Below are 20,517 nucleotides of genomic sequence, written 5' to 3'. Positions count from 1 at the left end.
CATTTGAAGCATGATAAATAGTCGCAGTATTTTAATTTAATTTCATACTTGCTTATGAATAATACCCGGAAATAGCCACATTACTATTTAATTATCTGAGATAAACTCAACGTCAAGAGGTGGGTTATGATTAGATATAGTGGAATATTTCTATCGCTGTTAATGCTTTCAGGTTGTGCAACTGAAGCATTGAAAAACGAACAAGCTGAAACTGTTATTACTGCGGGTAACAAAGCAGTAGCAGCGAATGCAAGTTTCTTTAAACAATACTATGCTTCTCGTGAAAACTTCCTTGTTAATTTCTATGCAACTAATCCGGATTGTGCCCTGCGACCTGATTATGCCATAGATATAGGCGGTGATGGTAATGGAGGGAAATTATGCCAGCGTCCAGGGCCAAATACAAAACAAGTACAATTAGTCCCTTTCGAGAAAGAAAAATTACTTGCTTCAATGGAAGTCATTAATAGCATGAGCGCTTATGTAGAACTTCTGACTGAGGATATGGCAACAACGGAAAGTCAGCAAGTGGCATTACTTAAACAGGCTCTGGATCACGCAAACAACGCACAAACACTACTTGGTGTTTCACATAGCAAAGATTTAGCTCAGTCTGCAGCAGCGGTTAAAGATTTGGTAAATTATTTCAATGAGTTATATATAATTAAAGTCAATTCTGGAAAAATAGGCAAAACGGTAGATGAAAACTGGGTAAGACTTATAAAGAACATGGCAGTTTTGCGCAATGATATTTATACAAAAAGCAATAAGATTGAAAATTATACCTTTGCGAATGTGCATGATAATATGTTTTATTATAATACGGCATCTAAAAACTCTAAGAATACAGAGTTTAACACTCTGAAAAACAGGAAGGAGTTTCTAAGTTCAGTAATCAATGTGAATGAAACCAGACTACAGGCATCGGCACCTGCCATGCCTGCGATTGAGGCTTTAAATGCCTTTATAGATAAGGGTGATTATCTGAAAAACTTATACGTTAATAAAACACGTACGGCAGCTGAACAAAAAAGATTAAATGAAATATTACGCGCACAAGTAATTAGTGGATTAAAGGCGTCTGAGGGTCTGGCAAAACTACTTATTGCTAGCGGAATAATGTTATAGGAGGCTTTTTATGAACGATGTACAAAATCGTAGAATACTGGCATTACTCGACATGCTGTATAATACCTTGGGCAACAAAACCACATGCAAGGTTTGTCATAAATATTTTATCCTTATCCTCTCGGTTATGAACAATCTGACGATTAACTATGGTACTGAAACCTCACCAGAGTTAAGCGGAATCAGTTATGAAGATGCGAATGTGCTAATTACGGAACTGATATTATTTATTGAAGATGTTGACGCTGAGAATCATGAAGCATATCCGGGACATTTGAATGAGATTAAACGAATTCTGAATTTCGCTATTGCCGCTTGAATATAATTATGATTAAAGCACCTCAAGAGGCAATCTTTTGAGGTGCTTTCACTTAGTAGTCAATCCCGATTTGCGCCTTAACACCTGCATCAAACGCATGTTTGACGGGGCGTAATTCACTGACGGTATCTGCCAGTTCAAGTATATCCCGATGACAGCCACGACCCGTAATAATCACCGTTTGTTGATGTGGACGATCATTTAAGGCTTGCATCACTTCTTCCAGTGGCAAATAGTCATACGCCACCATATACGTCAGCTCATCGAGCAAAACCATATCCAGTGAGGAATCAGCCAGCATCCGCTTTGCATGTTGCCAGACTTCACGGCAGGCGGCGGTATCAGACTCGCGATTTTGCGTATCCCAGGTAAAGCCCGTTGCCATCACCTGAAACTCGACGCCATGCGGCTCCAGCAAATTGCGCTCGCCGTTAGGCCAGGTACCTTTAATAAACTGCACGACCCCCACTTTTTTGCCATGGCCAACCGCGCGAGTTGCGGTACCAAATGCCGCGGTGGTTTTGCCTTTTCCATTGCCGGTAAAGACGATGATAATGCCACGCTCATCCTGCGCTTGCGCCACGCGAGCATCAACTTTCTCTTTAACACGCTGCTGACGCTGTTGGTAGCGTTCATCACTCATTGGGAAATTCCTGGTTTGCGGCCCGGTTGGGCGTCAAAGGTCATGCCGGTTTTACGGCGGCTGTCATCGCCCATCAGCCATAAATAGAGTGGCATGATATCGGCGGGTGTTTTGAGTTTCTGTGGATCTTCGGTGGGGAAAGCACTGGCACGCATTGCAGTACGTGTACCGCCGGGGTTAATGCAGTTGACGCGCAGGCGCTGCTGATATTCATCGGCCAGCACTTGCATCATTCCTTCGGTGGCAAATTTCGACACCGCATATGCGCCCCAGTTGGCTCGTCCCTGACGTCCAACGCTTGATGAGGTAAAGACCAGCGAACCCGCGTCCGATTTGAGTAATAAAGGAAGCAGTGCCTGGGTGAGCATAAAGGTGGCATTAACGTTGACCTGCATGACGTCCTGCCAGACCTGCGGATTTTGTTCGCGCATTGGGCAAACATCGCCGAGCAATCCGGCGTTATGCAGCACGCCGTCCAGACGCGGATAATTAACAGCAATACGCTGTGCCAGTTGTTGGCAGTCTTCAGACGTACAGGTCAGCAAATCGAGAATAAACCATTGCGGCTGGCGTCCTGTCTCTTCGAACATGCTCTGGGCCACCTGACGTAATTTTTCTTCGTTCCGGCCCAGCAGAATGACCGTCGCGCCATAGCGCGCATAAGTTAAGGCGGCTTCACGACCAATGCCGTCGCTGGCGCCTGTCACCAGGATAATACGATCATTGAGTAAATCTTGTTTTGGTTGGTAATGCATGGCTACTCCCCGACGACATCAACAGTCGCGCTGCCAGTGTACTTTATGACTTTGGGGTTTTATGCCTGAAACAGGAGGGCATTTCAATCAGCCTGGGGCGATAACGCCGTAAAATGAATACTTTGTCATACTTTCCCTGCAATAACATCTCTGCGAGACGGCTTAACATGCCTGTTGTAAACTGTGAGCCAAAGCGTTGTTTAACCAAGGTGGGACTCGTGGAATTGTTGTCTGAATATGGTTTGTTTTTGGCGAAAATCGTCACCGTTGTGGTGGCGATTGCGGCTATTGCCGCCATTATTGTCAATGTTGCTCAACGTAATAAACGCCAGCGTGGCGAGTTACGGGTCAACAATCTCAGCGAACAGTATAAGGAGATGAAAGAAGAACTGGCTGCTGCGCTGATGGATCCACATCAGCAAAAACAGTGGCACAAAGCGCAGAAGAAAAAGCACAAGCAAGAAGCGAAGGCAGCGAAAGCAAAAGCCAAACTGGGCGAGGTGACAGCCGAAAGCAAGCCTCGAGTCTGGGTGCTGGATTTCAAAGGCAGCATGGACGCCCATGAAGTGAACGCGCTACGTGAAGAGGTCACTGCGGTACTCGCGGCATTTAAACCGCAGGATCAGGTCGTTCTGCGTCTGGAAAGCCCCGGTGGCATGGTACATGGTTACGGCCTGGCGGCTTCACAGTTGCAGCGCCTGCGCGATAAAAATATTCCTTTAACCGTTACGGTAGACAAAGTGGCTGCCAGCGGCGGTTACATGATGGCCTGTGTGGCAGATAAAATTGTTTCAGCGCCGTTTGCAATTGTTGGCTCTATTGGTGTTGTGGCGCAAATGCCCAACTTTAACCGCTTCCTGAAAAGCAAAGATATTGATATCGAACTGCACACTGCCGGGCAGTATAAGCGCACGCTGACAGTGCTGGGTGAAAACACCGAAGAAGGGCGCGAGAAATTCCGCGAAGAACTGAACGAAACGCATCAGTTATTTAAAGATTTTGTGAAGCGTATGCGTCCGTCTCTGGACATTGAAATGGTGGCAACCGGTGAACACTGGTACGGACAACAGGCGGTGGAGAAAGGGCTGGTTGACGAAATCAACACCAGTGATGAAGTGATCCTTAGCCTGATGGAAGGTCGTGAAGTGGTCAATGTACGCTATATGCAGCGTAAACGGTTGATCGATCGATTCACTGGCAGCGCGGCAGAGAGCGCCGACCGGTTGTTGCTACGCTGGTGGCAACGCGGGCAAAAACCGTTGATGTAAAAGATAAACGCGAGGGTAAAACCTCGCGTTTTGCTTTAATCGACCAGATGGTATTTTTCCGAGAGCACATGGGCCAGGTGTTTGAACATATTAAACACCGCGGTGCTTTTCGCTGTCGGCAATCCTTGTTCATCTAAAAAATAATCGCCGCTAAACACCAGCACGCCATTACGCTGCGTGACGCCGGTGGCTTCAATCCCTGCGAGCGTATCCTCATGCTCACGTATGATTTTGTTAGCCTCTTTCAACAACGTTTCGCGGTCGATGGGTTGTGTCTCTTTGTTCATTATTTACTCCTTAAACAAGGACATTAGTCTACGCCAGGCATGGCTTGCAGACAAATATACCACGCTGACGGCAAGAGCGCCTTACTGGCAACTTTGGATTTTGCATGCTAATAAAGTTGCGTAACGGATTTTATCAGGTACAGTGTGACGCTTTCGTCAATCTGGCAATAGATTTGCTTGACATTCGACCAAAATTACGTCGTGCTATAGCGCCTGTAGGCCAAGACCTGTTAACTCAGTCACCTGAATTATCGTGAACAGAGTCACGACAAGGGGTTGATATCCGCAGAGAGCGAGTCCATATCGGTAACTCGTTGCCAGTGGAAGGTTTATCAATGTGCGACGCATTCCTGGAAGAATCAAATTAGGTAAGGTGAATATGGGTAAAGCTCTTGTCATCGTTGAGTCCCCGGCAAAAGCCAAAACGATCAACAAGTATCTGGGTAGTGACTACGTGGTGAAATCCAGTGTCGGTCACATCCGCGATTTGCCGACCAGTGGCTCAGCTGCCAAAAAGAGTGCCGACTCTACCTCCACCAAGACGGCTAAAAAGCCTAAAAAGGATGAACGTGGCGCTCTCGTCAACCGTATGGGGGTTGACCCGTGGCACAATTGGGAGGCGCACTATGAAGTGTTGCCAGGTAAAGAGAAGGTCGTCTCTGAACTGAAACAACTGGCTGAAAAAGCCGACCACATCTATCTCGCAACCGACCTTGACCGCGAAGGGGAAGCCATTGCATGGCACCTGCGGGAAGTGATTGGTGGTGATGATGCGCGCTATAGCCGAGTGGTATTTAACGAAATTACGAAAAACGCGATTCGTCAGGCATTTAACAAGCCAGGTGAGCTGAATATCGATCGTGTTAATGCCCAGCAGGCGCGTCGCTTTATGGACCGCGTGGTGGGGTATATGGTTTCTCCGCTGCTGTGGAAAAAAATTGCTCGTGGTCTGTCTGCCGGGCGTGTGCAGTCGGTGGCGGTCCGCCTGGTGGTTGAACGTGAGCGTGAAATTAAAGCGTTCGTACCGGAAGAGTTCTGGGAAGTGGATGCCAGCACGACCACGCCATCCGGCGAAGCATTGGCTTTGCAGGTGACCCATCAGAATGACAAACCGTTCCGTCCGGTCAATAAAGAACAAACTCAGGCTGCGGTAAGTCTGCTGGAAAAAGCGCGCTATAGCGTGCTGGAACGTGAAGACAAACCGACCACCAGTAAACCTGGTGCTCCTTTTATTACCTCCACGCTGCAACAGGCTGCCAGCACCCGTCTTGGTTTTGGCGTGAAAAAGACCATGATGATGGCGCAGCGTCTGTATGAAGCAGGCTATATCACTTACATGCGTACCGACTCTACTAACCTGAGTCAGGACGCGGTAAATATGGTTCGCGGTTATATCAGCGATAACTTTGGTAATAAATATCTGCCGGAAAGTCCGAATCAGTACGCCAGCAAAGAAAACTCACAGGAAGCGCACGAAGCGATTCGTCCTTCTGACGTCAATGTGATGGCGGAATCGCTGAAGGATATGGAAGCGGACGCACAGAAACTTTACCAGTTAATCTGGCGTCAGTTTGTTGCCTGTCAGATGACCCCGGCGAAATATGATTCCACCACGCTGACCGTTGGTGCAGGCGATTTCCGCCTGAAAGCACGCGGACGTATTCTGCGCTTTGATGGCTGGACGAAAGTAATGCCTGCGCTGCGTAAAGGCGATGAAGATCGTATTTTACCGGCGGTCGATAAAGGCGACTCCCTGTCGCTTGTTGAACTGACTCCGGCACAGCACTTTACCAAGCCGCCAGCCCGTTTCAGCGAAGCCTCGCTGGTTAAAGAACTGGAAAAACGCGGTATTGGTCGTCCGTCTACCTATGCGTCGATTATTTCGACCATCCAGGATCGCGGCTATGTGCGTGTGGAAAACCGTCGATTCTATGCGGAAAAAATGGGTGAAATCGTAACCGATCGCCTGGAGGAAAATTTCCGCGAATTAATGAATTACGACTTCACCGCGCAGATGGAAAACAGTCTCGACCAGGTGGCAAATCACGAAGCGGAATGGAAAGCCGTACTGGATCACTTCTTCTCGGATTTCACCCAGCAGCTTGATAAAGCGGAAAAAGATCCGGAAGAGGGCGGTATGCGCCCGAACCAGATGGTTCTGACCAGCATTGACTGCCCGACTTGTGGTCGCAAAATGGGTATTCGTACAGCGAGCACCGGGGTATTCCTTGGCTGTTCTGGCTATGCGCTGCCGCCGAAAGAGCGTTGCAAAACCACCATTAACCTGGTGCCGGAAAACGAAGTACTGAACGTACTGGAAGGCGAAGACGCTGAAACTAACGCCCTGCGCGCCAAACGTCGTTGCCCGAAATGCGGCACGGCGATGGACAGCTATCTCATCGATCCAAAACGTAAGTTGCATGTTTGTGGTAATAACCCAACCTGCGATGGTTACGAGATCGAAGAGGGCGAATTCCGCATTAAAGGTTATGACGGCCCGATCGTTGAGTGTGAAAAATGTGGCTCTGAAATGCACCTGAAAATGGGGCGTTTCGGTAAATACATGGCCTGCACCAACGAAGAGTGTAAAAACACGCGTAAGATTTTACGTAACGGCGAAGTGGCGCCACCGAAAGAAGATCCGGTTCCGCTGCCAGAATTAGCGTGCGAAAAATCGGATGCTTATTTCGTGCTGCGTGACGGCGCTGCTGGAGTGTTCCTGGCTGCCAACACCTTCCCGAAATCTCGTGAAACGCGTGCGCCGCTGGTTGAAGAGCTTTATCGCTTCCGCGACCGTCTGCCGGAAAAACTGCGTTATCTGGCGGAGGCTCCGCAGCAAGATCCAGACGGTAATAAGACAATGGTTCGCTTTAGCCGTAAAACCAAACAGCAATATGTCTCTTCGGAAAAAGACGGAAAGGCAACTGGCTGGTCAGCATTTTATGTTGATGGCAAATGGGTTGAAGGGAAAAAATAACCTTTAAGTCTGTCAGGTTTTTATAAACAAAGGGTCGCAAAAGCGGCCCTTTTTCATTGCATATTATTTTTTCTACACACCTATACACTAAAGCTATAAATGATATAGTGGTTATAGTTATCACTTTTTTTATTATTAAATCGTATTAGTCACCCGCCAGGTGTGGCGAAAAAACGATGTTCTGATGGCGTCTAATTGGATGGTTTAACATGAAATTACAACAACTTCGCTATATTGTTGAGGTAGTCAATCATAACCTGAATGTCTCCTCAACGGCTGAAGGACTTTACACATCACAACCCGGGATCAGTAAGCAAGTCAGAATGTTGGAAGATGAACTGGGCATTCAAATTTTTTCCCGTAGCGGTAAGCACCTGACGCAGGTAACCCCCGCAGGGCAGGAAATTATTCGTATTGCTCGTGAAGTGTTGTCAAAGGTCGACGCCATTAAATCGGTAGCCGGTGAACACACCTGGCCTGATAAAGGTTCGCTATATATTGCCACTACCCATACTCAGGCACGTTATGCGCTGCCAAATGTCATTAAAGGCTTTATCGAGCGTTATCCTCGCGTTTCTTTGCATATGCATCAGGGCTCGCCGACACAAATTGCTGATGCAGTCTCTAAAGGTAATGCCGATTTCGCAATCGCCACGGAAGCCCTGCATTTATATGAAGATTTAGTGATGTTGCCGTGCTACCACTGGAACCGGGCCATTGTGGTAACCCCGGATCATCCTCTGGCGGGCAAAAAGGAAATCACGATTGAAGAACTGGCGCAGTATCCGCTAGTAACGTATACCTTCGGCTTTACCGGCCGTTCCGAACTGGACACAGCCTTTAACCGCGCAGGACTGACGCCGCGAATTGTCTTCACAGCAACTGATGCTGACGTCATTAAAACCTACGTTCGTCTTGGGCTGGGAGTAGGGGTCATTGCCAGCATGGCGGTCGATCCGGTTTCAGACCCCGATCTGGTGCGTGTCGATGCACATGATATCTTCAGCCACAGCACAACTAAAATTGGTTTTCGCCGTAGTACGTTTTTACGCAGCTATATGTATGATTTCATTCAGCGTTTTGCGCCGCATTTAACGCGAGACGTCGTTGATGCCGCCGTTGCACTGCGTTCCAATGAAGAAATTGAAGTCATGTTCAAAGATATCAAATTGCCAGAAAAATAATTACCCACGTTATTTCCGGCATCTTTTTATGTGACAAAGGTGCCGGAATATATTCTCTATTCCTTTTTATTTGTTAGTCGCTCACAATATAAATATCCACAAAAAATTTATGGCAAATCGAGCATAAAGTAGTGTCTATTTATCCGCGTTGCAAACTCCACTCTTCAAATATCTATTTCAGGTCAAAAGATTGAATTATTCACTGGAAACGATTCGTAAATTCGCTGGATTTTTGACTAAAGTTTCATTAGGATTTGTCCTATCATTTGATTAATTATAGCAATCGTTTAGCGTCTTTCTGATAAGTGATGGCGATTATATGAGGTTAGCAATGCCTTCTGGAAATCAGGCCCCCCGCCGGGACCCTGAATTAAAACGCAAAGCCTGGCTTGCGGTATTTCTTGGTTCTGCGCTCTTTTGGGTGGTTGTCGCACTGCTGATTTGGAAAGTGTGGGGATAACTATGGTCGTTCAGGAGCAACATCAGGAACCGTCACCATTATGTCAGCAGAATGACAATGCAACGGAAACGAAACGGGATTGTTCAGTCGTTATACCCCATAGCTGGAAACTAACACCGCAACAGCAAGCCTTTATAGAGATGTTTGCTGAAGATGATCAGCAGAAACAATAATTATCATCATTCTTGTTACCCAATATATTAATGAATATAACGGCTTTTAATACACCACAGCAATAACCGGTTGAGTTATCTCAACATAAAGTAATAACAGTTAAGGGTGTAGCCTATGATCACTACAAATACGAAATACTGGTCCTGGATGGGCGCATTTTCTCTGTCGATGCTCTTCTGGGCCGAACTCATCTGGATCGTTACTCACTGATCCCTGACCCCGCTGCGGCGGGGTTTTCTTTTGCGTTGCCACAAGGTTTCTCCTCTTTTATCAATTTGGGTTGTTATCAAATCGTTATGCGATGTTTGTGTTATCTTTAATATTCACCCTGAAGAGAATCAGGGCATCGCAACCCTGTTATTAAGGAGGAGCTATGTCGTCAACCCTACGAGAAGCCAGTAAGGACACGTTGCAGGCCAAAGATAAAACTTACCACTACTACAGCCTGCCGCTTGCTGCCAAATCACTGGGCGATATCACCCGTCTGCCCAAGTCACTCAAAGTTCTGCTCGAAAACCTGCTGCGCTGGCAGGATGGCAATTCGGTCACCGAAGAAGATATTCATGCGCTGGCGGGATGGCTGAAAAATGCCCATGCCGATCGCGAAATTGCCTACCGTCCAGCCAGAGTGCTGATGCAGGATTTTACCGGCGTACCTGCTGTTGTTGATCTTGCGGCGATGCGGGAAGCAGTAAAACGTCTCGGTGGCGATACCGCGAAGGTGAATCCGCTCTCACCGGTCGATCTGGTGATTGACCACTCGGTTACCGTCGATCGCTTTGGCGATGATGAGGCATTTGAGGAAAACGTACGCCTGGAAATGGAGCGCAACCACGAGCGTTATGTGTTTCTGAAATGGGGGCAACAGGCGTTCAGTCGTTTTAGCGTTGTGCCACCAGGCACTGGGATTTGCCACCAGGTGAACCTTGAATATCTCGGCAAAGCGGTGTGGAGTGAATTGCAGGAGGGGGAATGGATTGCTTATCCGGATACGCTCGTCGGCACCGACTCGCACACGACCATGATTAACGGTCTTGGTGTGTTGGGCTGGGGCGTTGGTGGAATCGAAGCGGAAGCGGCGATGTTAGGTCAGCCAGTTTCCATGCTTATTCCTGATGTGGTGGGCTTTAAACTCACCGGTAAACTGCGTGAAGGTATTACCGCCACCGACCTGGTGCTGACCGTTACTCAGATGCTACGTAAACATGGCGTAGTAGGTAAATTCGTCGAATTTTACGGTGATGGTCTGGATTCACTGCCACTGGCGGATCGTGCAACCATTGCCAATATGTCGCCGGAATATGGTGCGACCTGCGGCTTCTTCCCAATCGATGCTGTCACTCTCGATTACATGCGGTTAAGCGGCCGTAGTGAAGACCAGGTTGAACTGGTTGAGAAATATGCTAAAGCGCAGGGGATGTGGCGGAACGCAGGTGATGAACCGGTGTTTACCAGTACGCTTGAATTGGATATGAACGACGTAGTCGCTAGTCTTGCCGGTCCAAAGCGTCCACAAGATCGTGTTGCGCTGCCTGATGTGCCAAAAGCTTTTGCCGCCAGTAACGAACTGGAAGTCAACGCCACGCATAAAGATCGCCAGCCGGTCGATTATGTTATGAACGGGCATCAGTATCAGTTGCCTGATGGTGCAGTGGTTATTGCTGCGATAACGTCGTGTACCAATACCTCTAACCCCAGCGTGCTGATGGCGGCCGGATTACTGGCGAAAAAAGCCGTCACCCTGGGGCTGAAACGACAACCGTGGGTCAAAGCGTCTCTCGCGCCTGGCTCGAAAGTGGTTTCTGACTATCTGGCAAAAGCCAAACTGACGCCGTATCTTGATGAACTGGGCTTTAACCTTGTGGGCTATGGTTGTACCACCTGTATTGGTAACTCTGGTCCGTTGCCCGATCCTATCGAAACCGCGATCAAAAAGGGCGATTTAACCGTTGGCGCGGTACTGTCTGGCAACCGTAACTTTGAAGGACGTATTCATCCGCTGGTTAAAACCAACTGGTTGGCTTCGCCGCCGCTGGTGGTTGCCTATGCACTGGCGGGCAATATGAATATCAACCTGGCTTCTGAACCTCTGGGGCACGATCGTAAAGGCGATCCGGTATATCTGAAAGATATCTGGCCATCGACTCAAGAGATTGCTCGCGCTGTTGCGCAAGTCTCCACTGAAATGTTCCGTAAGGAGTACGCGGAAGTTTTCGAAGGGACTGCGGAGTGGAAGGAGATTAAGGTTGTACGATCAGATACCTACGGATGGCAGGATGATTCGACCTACATTCGCTTATCGCCTTTCTTTGATGAAATGCAGGCAACCCCTGCGCCAGTTGAAGATATTCACGGCGCGCGAATTCTGGCAATGCTGGGTGATTCGGTTACCACTGACCATATCTCTCCGGCAGGTAGCATTAAGCCTGATAGCCCCGCGGGTCGATATCTACAAGGTCGTGGTGTTGAGCGTAAAGATTTTAACTCCTACGGTTCGCGTCGTGGTAACCATGAAGTGATGATGCGTGGCACGTTCGCCAATATTCGCATTCGTAACGAAATGGTGCCTGGTGTTGAAGGGGGGATGACGCGCTATCTACCAGGCAATGATGTTATCTCTATTTATGATGCGGCGATGCGCTATCAGCAAGAGAAAACACCGCTGGCGGTAATTGCCGGGAAAGAATATGGCTCAGGTTCGAGTCGAGACTGGGCGGCAAAAGGCCCGCGTCTGCTCGGTATTCGCGTGGTGATAGCAGAATCGTTTGAACGTATTCACCGTTCGAATTTAATCGGCATGGGTATTTTGCCGCTGGAGTTCCCGCAAGGTGTGACGCGTAAATCGTTAGGGCTGACGGGGGAAGAGAAGATTGATATTGCCGATCTGCAAAATCTGCAACCTGGCGCTACGGTTCCTGTGACACTAACGCGAGCTGATGGTGTGCAGGACGTTGTGCCGTGCCGTTGTCGTATCGACACTACAACAGAATTAACCTATTACCAGAACGACGGTATTTTGCATTATGTCATTCGTAATATGTTGAAGTAATTCAGCTTTATTTGCCGGATGTGGATCATCCGGCAAATATATTAAGTCTGTAGCGAACAGGGTTATTTGTTGAACAAATGGCCCATTTTCTCGGCTTTAGTATCGAGATAGTGTTCGTTATTTGGGTTACGGCCAACAATCAACGGCACGCGCTCAACAATGTTGATACCTGCTTCGGTCAGAATTTCGACTTTTTTCGGGTTGTTGGTTAACAGACGGACTTCATTAACGCCCAGTAACTTGAACATGTCGGCGCAAAGGGTGAAATCACGTTCATCAGCGGCGAAACCTAACTGATGATTGGCCTCTACAGTATCGTAACCTTGATCCTGTAACGCATAAGCACGGATTTTATTCAACAAACCGATGTTACGTCCTTCCTGACGGTGGTACAGCAAAATACCACGGCCTTCTTCGGCAATATGCGTCAGTGCCGCTTCAAGCTGGAAGCCACAATCGCAGCGCAAGCTGAACAGGGCATCACCGGTCAGACACTCAGAATGGACGCGTGCCAGGACAGGAGTATGTCCTGAAATGTCGCCATAAACTAACGCGACATGATCGTGTCCGGTTGCCAGTTCTTCAAATCCCACCATCAGGAAATCGCCCCATGGGGTTGGCAGTTTGGCTTCTGCCACACGTTTAAGCTGCATGAAATTCTCCAGATAATGCTGGTTCTGTATTGGCTTATTTTGCCATAACGCGAAGGGGTTCTCCTAATCACGACGCGCCAATCGTTCACTGAATGGCACAAATCTGTCAATTTTTACTGGAGCAGGCATTTTCAGTTATGATTGTGGGAATTATAAAAAGGAGAGGCCATGCGTTCGATTGCCAGACGTACCGCAGTGGGAGCTGCACTATTACTTGTAATGCCGGTAGCTGTATGGATTTCTGGCTGGCGTTGGCAACCAGGAGATCAAAGTTGGCTGTTAAAAGTGGCCTTTTGGGTCACTGAAACCGTTACTCAGCCCTGGGGCGTCATTACACATCTGATTTTATTCGCTTGGTTTCTCTGGTGTCTGCGTTTTCGCCTCAAAGCCGCAATTATGCTGTTTACCATTCTGGCTGCGGCGATCCTCATTGGACAAGGCGTGAAATCCTGGATAAAAGATAAAGTTCAGGAGCCGCGCCCCTTTGTGATATGGCTGGAAAAAACACATCATATTCCGGTTGAGGAGTTCTACAATTTAAAACGTGCGGAACGCGGAAGTTTAGTGAAAGAACAGTTGGCTGCAGAAAATAATATACCGGGCTATTTACGCTCTCACTGGCAGAAAGAGACGGGTTTTGCCTTTCCTTCCGGTCACACGATGTTTGCTGCCAGTTGGGCGCTGCTGGCCGTTGGGTTACTGTGGCCGCGTCGGCGAACTTTCACCATTGCACTCTTGCTGGTTTGGGCCACGGGAGTCATGGGAAGCCGCCTACTGCTCGGGATGCATTGGCCGCGTGATTTGGTGGTGGCTACATTGATTTCGTGGGCGCTGGTGGCGGTGGCAACCTGGCTTGCACAACGAATTTGTGGGCCATTAACACCACCTCCGGAAGAAAATCGTGAGATAGCGCAACGAGAAGAAGAAAGTTAACGCTGGTTGATTTTCTGATTTTCGCCCTTAAATCACCAACAATGCACGTAGTTGCCATTTCGCAGTCGGCGTGAAAATGGTACTTTAAAGGGCTATTGCGGTAAGTTGACCATAATTTATGCGCTCTAACCACATAACGGGAAGTAATGTGAAATATTTACTCATTTTCTTATTGGTGTTGGCGATTTTCGTGATTTCGGTCACGTTAGGTGCGCAGAACGATCAACAGGTGACGTTTAACTATCTGTTAGCGCAAGGGGAGTATCGTATCTCTACTTTGCTGGCGGTATTGTTTGCTGCGGGCTTTGCTATCGGTTGGTTAATTTGCGGACTGTTCTGGCTGCGAGTTCGTGTTTCTCTGGCGCGTGCTGAACGTAAAATAAAGCGACTGGAAAACCAGCTTTCACCCGCGACTGATGTGGCGGTAGCGCCGCATGCGTCAGTGGCGAAGGAATAACCTTCTATGCTGGAGTTGTTGTTTCTGCTTTTGCCTGTAGCCGCTGCCTATGGCTGGTATATGGGCCGCAGAAGTGCGCAACAAAACAAGCAAGATGAAGCCAATCGCCTGTCACGTGATTACGTGGCGGGGGTTAACTTTCTGCTTAGCAATCAACAAGATAAGGCGGTGGACCTGTTCCTCGATATGCTCAAAGAGGATACCGGCACCGTTGAAGCCCACCTTACGCTCGGAAACTTGTTCCGATCCCGTGGCGAAGTCGATCGCGCAATTCGCATCCACCAAACTTTAATGGAAAGCGCCTCGCTGACCTATGAACAGCGCCTGTTGGCAATTCAGCAACTGGGTCGTGATTACATGGCTGCCGGGTTGTACGATCGTGCGGAAGATATGTTTAATCAATTGACTGATGAAACTGACTTCCGTGTTGGCGCTTTGCAACAACTCCTGCAAATCTACCAGGCCACCAGTGAATGGCAAAAGGCGATCGATGTCGCCGAACGTTTGGTTAAACTGGGTAAAGATAAACAGCGGGTCGAAATAGCTCATTTCTATTGTGAATTAGCTCTTCAATACATTGCCAGCGACGATCTCGATCGTGCCATGACCTTGCTGAAAAAAGGGGCGGCGGCCGACAAAAACAGCGCGCGCGTATCCATCATGATGGGGCGTGTGTTTATGGCCAAAGGCGAGTACGGCAAAGCCGTCGAAAGCCTGCAACGCGTTATTTCTCAGGACAGAGAACTGGTCAGCGAAACGTTGGAAATGCTGCAAACCTGCTATCAGCAGTTGGGTAAAACTGACGAATGGGCAGAGTTTCTCCAGCGAGCGGTGGAAGAAAATACGGGTGCTGATGCTGAACTGATGCTTGCTGACATCATTGAATCGCGTGACGGGAGCGATGCAGCTCAGGTTTACATTACGCGGCAGTTGCAACGTCATCCAACCATGCGCGTGTTCCACAAATTGATGGATTACCACCTCAATGAAGCGGAAGAAGGGCGTGCAAAAGAGAGCCTGATGGTGCTGCGCGATATGGTTGGTGAGAAGGTACGCAGTAAGCCGCGTTATCGCTGCCAGAAGTGTGGTTTTACCGCTTATACCCTTTACTGGCATTGTCCGTCCTGTCGGGCCTGGTCGACCATTAAACCAATTCGTGGTCTGGACGGCCTGTAGTTTTAAAAAAAATCAACTTTAGTTACAACATACTAATAGTTGTTATCAACAAATGTGCTTCGGTAACTCCTGTATGGAAAAGCCTGACAGGGGAGAAATCGCAACTGTTAATTTTTTATTTCCACGGGTAGAATGCACGCCGTTTACCTTTTTCGCGCCACTTCCGGTGCCCATCATCAAGAAGGTCTGGTCATGACGTTAACTGCTTCATCTTCTTCCCGCGCTGTTACGCGTTCTCCCGTCGTTGTTGCCCTTGATTATAATAATCGTGATGCTGCGCTGGCATTTGTCGACAAAATCGACCCACGCGATTGTCGTCTGAAAGTTGGCAAAGAGATGTTTACGCTGTTTGGGCCACAGTTTGTCCGTGAACTGCAAGAGCGTGGTTTTGATATCTTCCTTGACCTGAAATTTCACGACATTCCCAACACAGCAGCGCACGCCGTGGCCGCAGCGGCTGACTTAGGTGTGTGGATGGTGAATGTTCATGCCTCTGGCGGGGCGCGTATGATGACCGCAGCTCGTGAGGCGCTGGTTCCGTTTGGCAAAGACGCGCCGTTGTTAATAGCGGTAACTGTGCTGACTAGCATGGAATCAAGCGATCTGGCTGATCTCGGCGTGACACTGTCACCAGCGGATTATGCAGAGCGTCTGGCGGCGTTGACACAAAAATGTGGTCTTGATGGCGTGGTGTGTTCTGCCCAGGAAGCCGTTCGTTTTAAACAAGCGTTTGGTCAGGACTTCAAACTGGTTACGCCGGGTATTCGTCCGCAGGGGAGTGATGCTGGCGACCAGCGCCGCATTATGACGCCAGAACAGGCGCTGGCAGCTGGGGTTGATTATATGGTGATTGGTCGCCCGGTGACGCAATCTGCGGATCCAGCGCAAACGCTGAAAGCGATCAACGCCTCGTTACAGCGGAGTGCATAATGAGTGATTCCAACAGCCGTCTGGTCTATTCAACGGAGACTGGACGTATCGATGAACCGAAAGTAGCCCCTGTACGCCCTAAAGGTGATGGCGTTGTGCGTATTCAACGTCAAACCAGCGGCCGTAAAGGTAAGGGTGTTTGCCTGATTACTGGTGTTGATCTCGATGAAGCTGAACTGATAAAGCTAGCGGCAGAACTGAAGAAAAAATGCGGCTGCGGAGGGGCAGTAAAAGAGGGAGTTATCGAAATTCAGGGTGATAAGCGTGATTTATTAAAATCAATGCTTGAAGCGAAAGGCATGAAGGTAAAACTCGCCGGCGGTTAACAAAAAAAGCCACGAAAATATTCGTGGCTTTCGTTTATTTTACTGTGTGTATTATTCAGTTATTTCGTACTGAACAGAGTTAAGCGTATTATAATTGCGAGTCGCTAATCGACATTTATTTACGATTATTTACCGACCTGGTGACCGATAATACCACCGACTGCTGCACCGCCTAACGTACCCAGCGTGCTGCCATCAGTCAGTACTGCGCCACCTAAAGCACCTGCACCCGCACCGATTGCGGTATTACGATCTCGTTTAGACCAGTTAGAACAGGCACTCAGAGACATAGCCAGCGTAATCGCCAGAACAGCCGCGGTCATTTTTTTGCTCGTTACAAACATAATACTCTCTCCTGAATTTATGATTCACGGAAGTAAGCTCTCTTTAACTATAATAGTTAAGACGCTTTCTGAAAAAGTTATTTTCCGTGAAATCCTCTCGCGCAGGGTTATATCACGCAGGTGACAGTCACTTCCTGTTATATCGCTAATGTTAAGTTTACAACTTTGAAGTTTTAAGGACAGGTAAATAGTCTTAATTAACAACCAGGAATCATCTTAGAGCGGATGATTTGCGAAAGTGCAAATCATCCGTAGAGGAGGGGAAATTAATTGTTGATGACGTGAACCGTCAGTCTATTATGCTCAAGATGCAACAGGTGGCTTGCAGGTATCTTCGAGTCGGTAATGACCCGTTTGATTTTCTCAACAGGGCCGATGGAGTAAGAATGTACGGCACCAAATTTTGAGCTGTCCGTCAGAACTATTGCTTCGCACTCTTTTTCCAACACGGCATTGACTACGTCGGTACGCATCATATCGCGTCCAGTAAATCCAGTTTCAGGTTGCCAGCCATCAATACCAATAAATGCCTTACTGAAATGAACCTGCTGGATACACTGACGTGTCAGAGGGCCAACCATGCTTTCGCTTTTTTTCTGGTACACGCCACCAAGTAGAATGACTTCACAGGGTGCGTCTTTCAACAAATGCGCAATGTAGCTGCTAACCGTAATGATGGTAACATCTTTCTTCTGTTCGCCTAACGTGCGAGCCAGAAGGGCATTGCTGCTGCCATTTTCAATAAAGATAGTTTCACCTGACTGAACCAGAGAAGCCGCAAACTCGGCAAGTTCACGCTTCAGCGTATAATTACTCATCATCCGGGTTTCAACATCATCGCTATCAAGCGAAACTGCAAAACCATGCGCGCGGCGCAGATAACTCAGTTTTTCGAGGGTGTTGAGATCCTGGCGAATAGTAACTTCAGAAACACCAGTGGCTTTTGCCAGTTCGGTTACGCTAACCTGACCCTGGTCAATGACCATCTGTAGAATTGTTTGTTGTCGGGAATTCATCGCTGTAATTCTTATAACGTTATAATATTCAATAAAAAAGCTGACGCGCCTGGCATCCTTTTCTGCTAAATGGAAAGCCTGAAAGCACGACTGTTAAATCTCCCACGGTGCCTTCGGGATGTCTGGCGTAGATGCAGCAACCTGGCGCAAGAGTTCTGCTTTTAGTATCTCGAGATTATGGATCGCAGAGTGGTGATCGCCCGCCACAAGGATATCTAACACAATATCAATACGTTCGGCAACGCGCTGGGCATCAAATTCAGACATGAGGGCATCCTTATGGCAAATAAAGGCAAAAATGAATAATGCAAAAATTGCCACTAAAAGAGAAGCGTATAGTGGCAAAGGCCAATTTTCATTCGAGAAAATGATATGTGATAAGATTATATATCGCTAATTATATACATTCGTCTCTTTATAAGCGTTTCAGGTAACGTTTAAACCAACGTTCAAAGGCCACAGCAGGCATTGGTTTGGCAAACAAAAATCCTTGCCTCTCATTGATGCCGTTCTTGGTTAAAAAGGCATCTTCTTTTGTGCTTTCCACGCCTTCGGCGATGACTTGCAGATTCAATGCCTGTGCGACGGCGACAATCGCACGTACTAATGACTGCGAGACAGGTTGTTTGTGAATATTACGGACAAAAGCCTGGTCAAGTTTAATCGCATCGATGGGAAAACGGGCCAGTTGCGAAAGCGAAGAGTAGCCGGTGCCAAAATCATCCAAATGCACTTGCGCGCCTAACTGACTAAATTGCTGAATGACGGAGAGGGCGAGTTCATCATTTTCTATCAGACAGCTTTCAGTTAACTCGATATCAATAGGGCAGTATTCAAAATTCAGTTCTTGAAGAACCTGCTTCAGATCGGTAAAAAGAGTTTGATCGGCAAACTGGCGAGCAGAGATGTTCACCGCTACCCGCAGATTAATGCCTTTATCACGCCATTTCGCCACCTGACGCACCACATCGAGAATCACCCAACGTCCTAATGGAACAATTAGCCCAGACTCTTCTGCATAGGAAATAAAGTCTAACGGGGGAATTAGTCCGCGTTCAGGCGACTGCCAGCGCACCAACGCTTCCAGGCTTCGAACTTCACCGCGCCAGGTGATTTTCGGTTGATAATGAATCACTAACTGATCGTTTTCCAGCGCTTTACGCAGGTTGGTATCAAGCCAAAGATATTCGAAAACACGTTGGTTCATTTCTGGCGAAAAAACACAGAACTGTCCGCGCCCACCTTCTTTTGCGGTGTACATTGCGGTGTCGGCATGGCGAATAATGGCTGCGCTGTCCATACCATGTTGTGGCGAAAGTGAAATACCGACGGAACAGCCAGTATAGACTTCAATTAAACCAATGCGGAAGGGTTGGCGAAGCCGGGTTAAAATACGCGATGCCATCGCTTCCAGTGCGCTTTGTGATGTATTGGGTGCCAGTACCAGAAACTCATCCCCGCCAGGACGCGCCAGCACCTGATCCTGTTCAAGGCAGCTTAAAATGGCCAGTGACACCTCACGTAATAACTGGTCGCCAAATAAATGCCCGTAAGCGTCGTTTACCTTTTTAAAATTGTCTAAATCAAGATATACAACACCAACCTTACAGTCGTTAGCTTGATCAATGGCATGATCGATTAACGCCTGCATGGCGTTACGATTCGGTAGTCCAGTGATGCTGTCGGTATTTGCCAGTATGCGAAGTCGTTCCTGGGCGCGACGCTCTTCGGTAATATCGGTGCCGGAACAGATTAAATAGATCTCATTTTTGCCGCTACCGCTGTGCACAAATTTGTTGCGAAACAGAAATAGCCGTTGACCTTTGCGCGTTGGTATCCAGAGCTCAATTTCATAAGCGTTACCACTGCGAAAAAAGCCACGGTTATTGCGGCTGGATGCTGCAGCTTCACGACGGCTCATAAACAGCTTAAATACGCTTTGCCCAATGACATCGTGCTCTTTGAAACCTGTGTATTCTTCACATAATCGGTTAAACCGTTGGATATTTCCCCGGCTGTCAAGAATGACTATCGCGGAATGAGCTTCAGACACTACCTGTTCAGCAAAAGAGAGTCCATGCGATAAATCGCGGGCTACTGCCAGTGTGTCATGCCATGCAGACGCGTTGCCGCCCCATTCGCGCTTATTGATTTTTCGTCCAACCAGATGCACAGAAAGATCGCTCTCATTGACGGTCAGACTCATCATCAAGCTGGAAGTAATGACCGTCATTTCCCTGATGCGAGCTGCCTGTTCGGCAGATAACTGCAAAGTACGTTCAGGTTCAGTGGTTTCGGTGGTGGAAAAGCGCAACACATCGCTGCTTTCCGATAAACGCCAGTATGGATTGTGCGATCCGAGAAAGTTGTACAACGTTGTGGACTCCCTAACTGTTTTCATGAAGCGTGTCTTCCGGTTAACAGCGGAGTTCGCGATT

Annotated in this window: 22 protein-coding genes; 14 read left to right on the top strand and 8 right to left on the bottom strand. The window is 48.0% G+C overall.

Features of this window, described 5'->3' with window-relative positions:
- Positions 1–126 precede the first annotated feature (126 nt).
- The gene (locus D9741_RS10520) at positions 127–1,128 is read left to right on the top strand and encodes a hypothetical protein (RefSeq protein WP_130216040.1); all 1,002 of its coding nucleotides are present in this window, start codon (positions 127–129) and stop codon (positions 1,126–1,128) included.
- A gap of 10 nt (positions 1,129–1,138) precedes the next feature.
- On the top strand, positions 1,139–1,447 hold the full coding sequence (locus tag D9741_RS10515) for a hypothetical protein (RefSeq protein WP_130216042.1): 309 nt from the start codon (positions 1,139–1,141) through the stop codon (positions 1,445–1,447).
- A gap of 52 nt (positions 1,448–1,499) precedes the next feature.
- On the opposite strand, the gene cobO is transcribed toward D9741_RS10515, so the two are convergent.
- Both cobO and D9741_RS10505 read right to left on the bottom strand, forming a co-directional pair.
- Positions 1,500–2,090, bottom strand: coding sequence for a cob(I)yrinic acid a,c-diamide adenosyltransferase (gene cobO / locus D9741_RS10510; protein WP_001278900.1), 591 nt, complete (start codon positions 2,088–2,090; stop codon positions 1,500–1,502).
- Positions 2,087–2,845, bottom strand: a complete 759-nt coding sequence (locus D9741_RS10505; protein ID WP_064527203.1) for a YciK family oxidoreductase — start codon at positions 2,843–2,845, stop codon at positions 2,087–2,089. Before D9741_RS10505 ends, cobO begins: the two co-directional genes overlap by 4 nt.
- Before the next feature lie 218 nt (positions 2,846–3,063).
- Here D9741_RS10505 and sohB point away from each other — a divergent pair, with 218 nt between their 5' ends.
- Positions 3,064–4,113: a protease SohB gene (gene sohB / locus D9741_RS10500; RefSeq protein ID WP_130216044.1), complete on the top strand. Its 1,050-nt coding sequence runs from the start codon at positions 3,064–3,066 to the stop codon at positions 4,111–4,113.
- Positions 4,114–4,148: 35 nt separating this feature from the next.
- On the opposite strand, the gene D9741_RS10495 is transcribed toward sohB, so the two are convergent.
- A complete protein-coding gene (locus tag D9741_RS10495; RefSeq protein ID WP_130208857.1) occupies positions 4,149–4,400 on the bottom strand; it encodes a YciN family protein in 252 nt (83 codons plus the stop codon).
- A 379-nt stretch (positions 4,401–4,779) separates the two neighbouring features.
- Here D9741_RS10495 and topA point away from each other — a divergent pair, with 379 nt between their 5' ends.
- The 6 genes from topA to acnA all read left to right on the top strand — a co-directional run bounded on the left by topA (position 4,780) and on the right by acnA (position 12,244).
- Positions 4,780–7,377 (top strand): type I DNA topoisomerase, encoded by a 2,598-nt coding sequence (topA, locus tag D9741_RS10490; RefSeq protein ID WP_130208855.1) that lies wholly within the window; start codon positions 4,780–4,782, stop codon positions 7,375–7,377.
- A 209-nt stretch (positions 7,378–7,586) separates the two neighbouring features.
- Positions 7,587–8,561, top strand: coding sequence for an HTH-type transcriptional regulator CysB (cysB, locus tag D9741_RS10485; RefSeq protein WP_064527218.1), 975 nt, complete (start codon positions 7,587–7,589; stop codon positions 8,559–8,561).
- 319 nt (positions 8,562–8,880) lie between these two features.
- Positions 8,881–9,021: a YmiA family putative membrane protein gene (locus D9741_RS10480; RefSeq protein ID WP_214251104.1), complete on the top strand. Its 141-nt coding sequence runs from the start codon at positions 8,881–8,883 to the stop codon at positions 9,019–9,021.
- A 2-nt stretch (positions 9,022–9,023) separates the two neighbouring features.
- Entirely contained in the window at positions 9,024–9,194 is a 171-nt protein-coding gene (locus tag D9741_RS10475; RefSeq protein ID WP_130208853.1) for a hypothetical protein, read from the top strand.
- 115 nt (positions 9,195–9,309) lie between these two features.
- Entirely contained in the window at positions 9,310–9,405 is a 96-nt protein-coding gene (gene ymiC, locus D9741_RS10470; protein WP_130216048.1) for a small membrane protein YmiC, read from the top strand.
- A gap of 163 nt (positions 9,406–9,568) precedes the next feature.
- Positions 9,569–12,244, top strand: a complete 2,676-nt coding sequence (acnA, locus tag D9741_RS10465; RefSeq protein WP_130216050.1) for an aconitate hydratase AcnA — start codon at positions 9,569–9,571, stop codon at positions 12,242–12,244.
- 62 nt (positions 12,245–12,306) lie between these two features.
- On the opposite strand, the gene ribA is transcribed toward acnA, so the two are convergent.
- A complete protein-coding gene (ribA, locus tag D9741_RS10460) occupies positions 12,307–12,897 on the bottom strand; it encodes a GTP cyclohydrolase II (protein ID WP_130208847.1) in 591 nt (196 codons plus the stop codon).
- Positions 12,898–13,065: 168 nt separating this feature from the next.
- On the opposite strand from ribA, the gene pgpB reads away from it, so the two are divergent.
- From pgpB to yciH, 5 genes are all read left to right on the top strand, one after another.
- A complete protein-coding gene (gene pgpB, locus D9741_RS10455; RefSeq protein ID WP_130216052.1) occupies positions 13,066–13,830 on the top strand; it encodes a phosphatidylglycerophosphatase B in 765 nt (254 codons plus the stop codon).
- A 148-nt stretch (positions 13,831–13,978) separates the two neighbouring features.
- On the top strand, positions 13,979–14,287 hold the full coding sequence (gene lapA / locus D9741_RS10450) for a lipopolysaccharide assembly protein LapA (protein WP_130208843.1): 309 nt from the start codon (positions 13,979–13,981) through the stop codon (positions 14,285–14,287).
- Between the two features lie 6 nt (positions 14,288–14,293).
- Positions 14,294–15,463 carry a lipopolysaccharide assembly protein LapB gene (gene lapB / locus D9741_RS10445; protein ID WP_130216054.1) on the top strand — a complete coding sequence of 390 codons (1,170 nt, stop codon included), beginning with the start codon at positions 14,294–14,296 and terminating at the stop codon, positions 15,461–15,463.
- A gap of 192 nt (positions 15,464–15,655) precedes the next feature.
- Positions 15,656–16,393 carry an orotidine-5'-phosphate decarboxylase gene (gene pyrF, locus D9741_RS10440; protein WP_130208839.1) on the top strand — a complete coding sequence of 246 codons (738 nt, stop codon included), beginning with the start codon at positions 15,656–15,658 and terminating at the stop codon, positions 16,391–16,393.
- Positions 16,393–16,719, top strand: coding sequence for a stress response translation initiation inhibitor YciH (gene yciH, locus D9741_RS10435; protein WP_130216056.1), 327 nt, complete (start codon positions 16,393–16,395; stop codon positions 16,717–16,719). Before pyrF ends, yciH begins: the two co-directional genes overlap by 1 nt.
- Positions 16,720–16,844: 125 nt before the next feature.
- Here the strand turns inward: yciH and osmB are convergent, their stop codons facing one another.
- The 4 genes from osmB to pdeR form a co-directional block, all read right to left on the bottom strand.
- Positions 16,845–17,063, bottom strand: coding sequence for an osmotically-inducible lipoprotein OsmB (gene osmB, locus D9741_RS10430; protein ID WP_000498252.1), 219 nt, complete (start codon positions 17,061–17,063; stop codon positions 16,845–16,847).
- Positions 17,064–17,329: 266 nt separating this feature from the next.
- On the bottom strand, positions 17,330–18,079 hold the full coding sequence (locus D9741_RS10425) for a DNA-binding transcriptional regulator YciT (protein WP_130216058.1): 750 nt from the start codon (positions 18,077–18,079) through the stop codon (positions 17,330–17,332).
- A gap of 93 nt (positions 18,080–18,172) precedes the next feature.
- The gene (gene yciZ, locus D9741_RS10420) at positions 18,173–18,346 is read right to left on the bottom strand and encodes a protein YciZ (RefSeq protein ID WP_130208833.1); all 174 of its coding nucleotides are present in this window, start codon (positions 18,344–18,346) and stop codon (positions 18,173–18,175) included.
- A gap of 148 nt (positions 18,347–18,494) precedes the next feature.
- Positions 18,495–20,480 (bottom strand): cyclic di-GMP phosphodiesterase, encoded by a 1,986-nt coding sequence (gene pdeR, locus D9741_RS10415; protein ID WP_130216060.1) that lies wholly within the window; start codon positions 20,478–20,480, stop codon positions 18,495–18,497.
- Between the last annotated feature and the right edge of the window lie 37 nt (positions 20,481–20,517).

The sequence above is a fragment of the Escherichia sp. E14V7 genome (assembly GCF_004212225.1).
Classification (GTDB): domain Bacteria; phylum Pseudomonadota; class Gammaproteobacteria; order Enterobacterales; family Enterobacteriaceae; genus Escherichia.
This window is presented reverse-complemented; position numbering and strand designations above follow the sequence as displayed.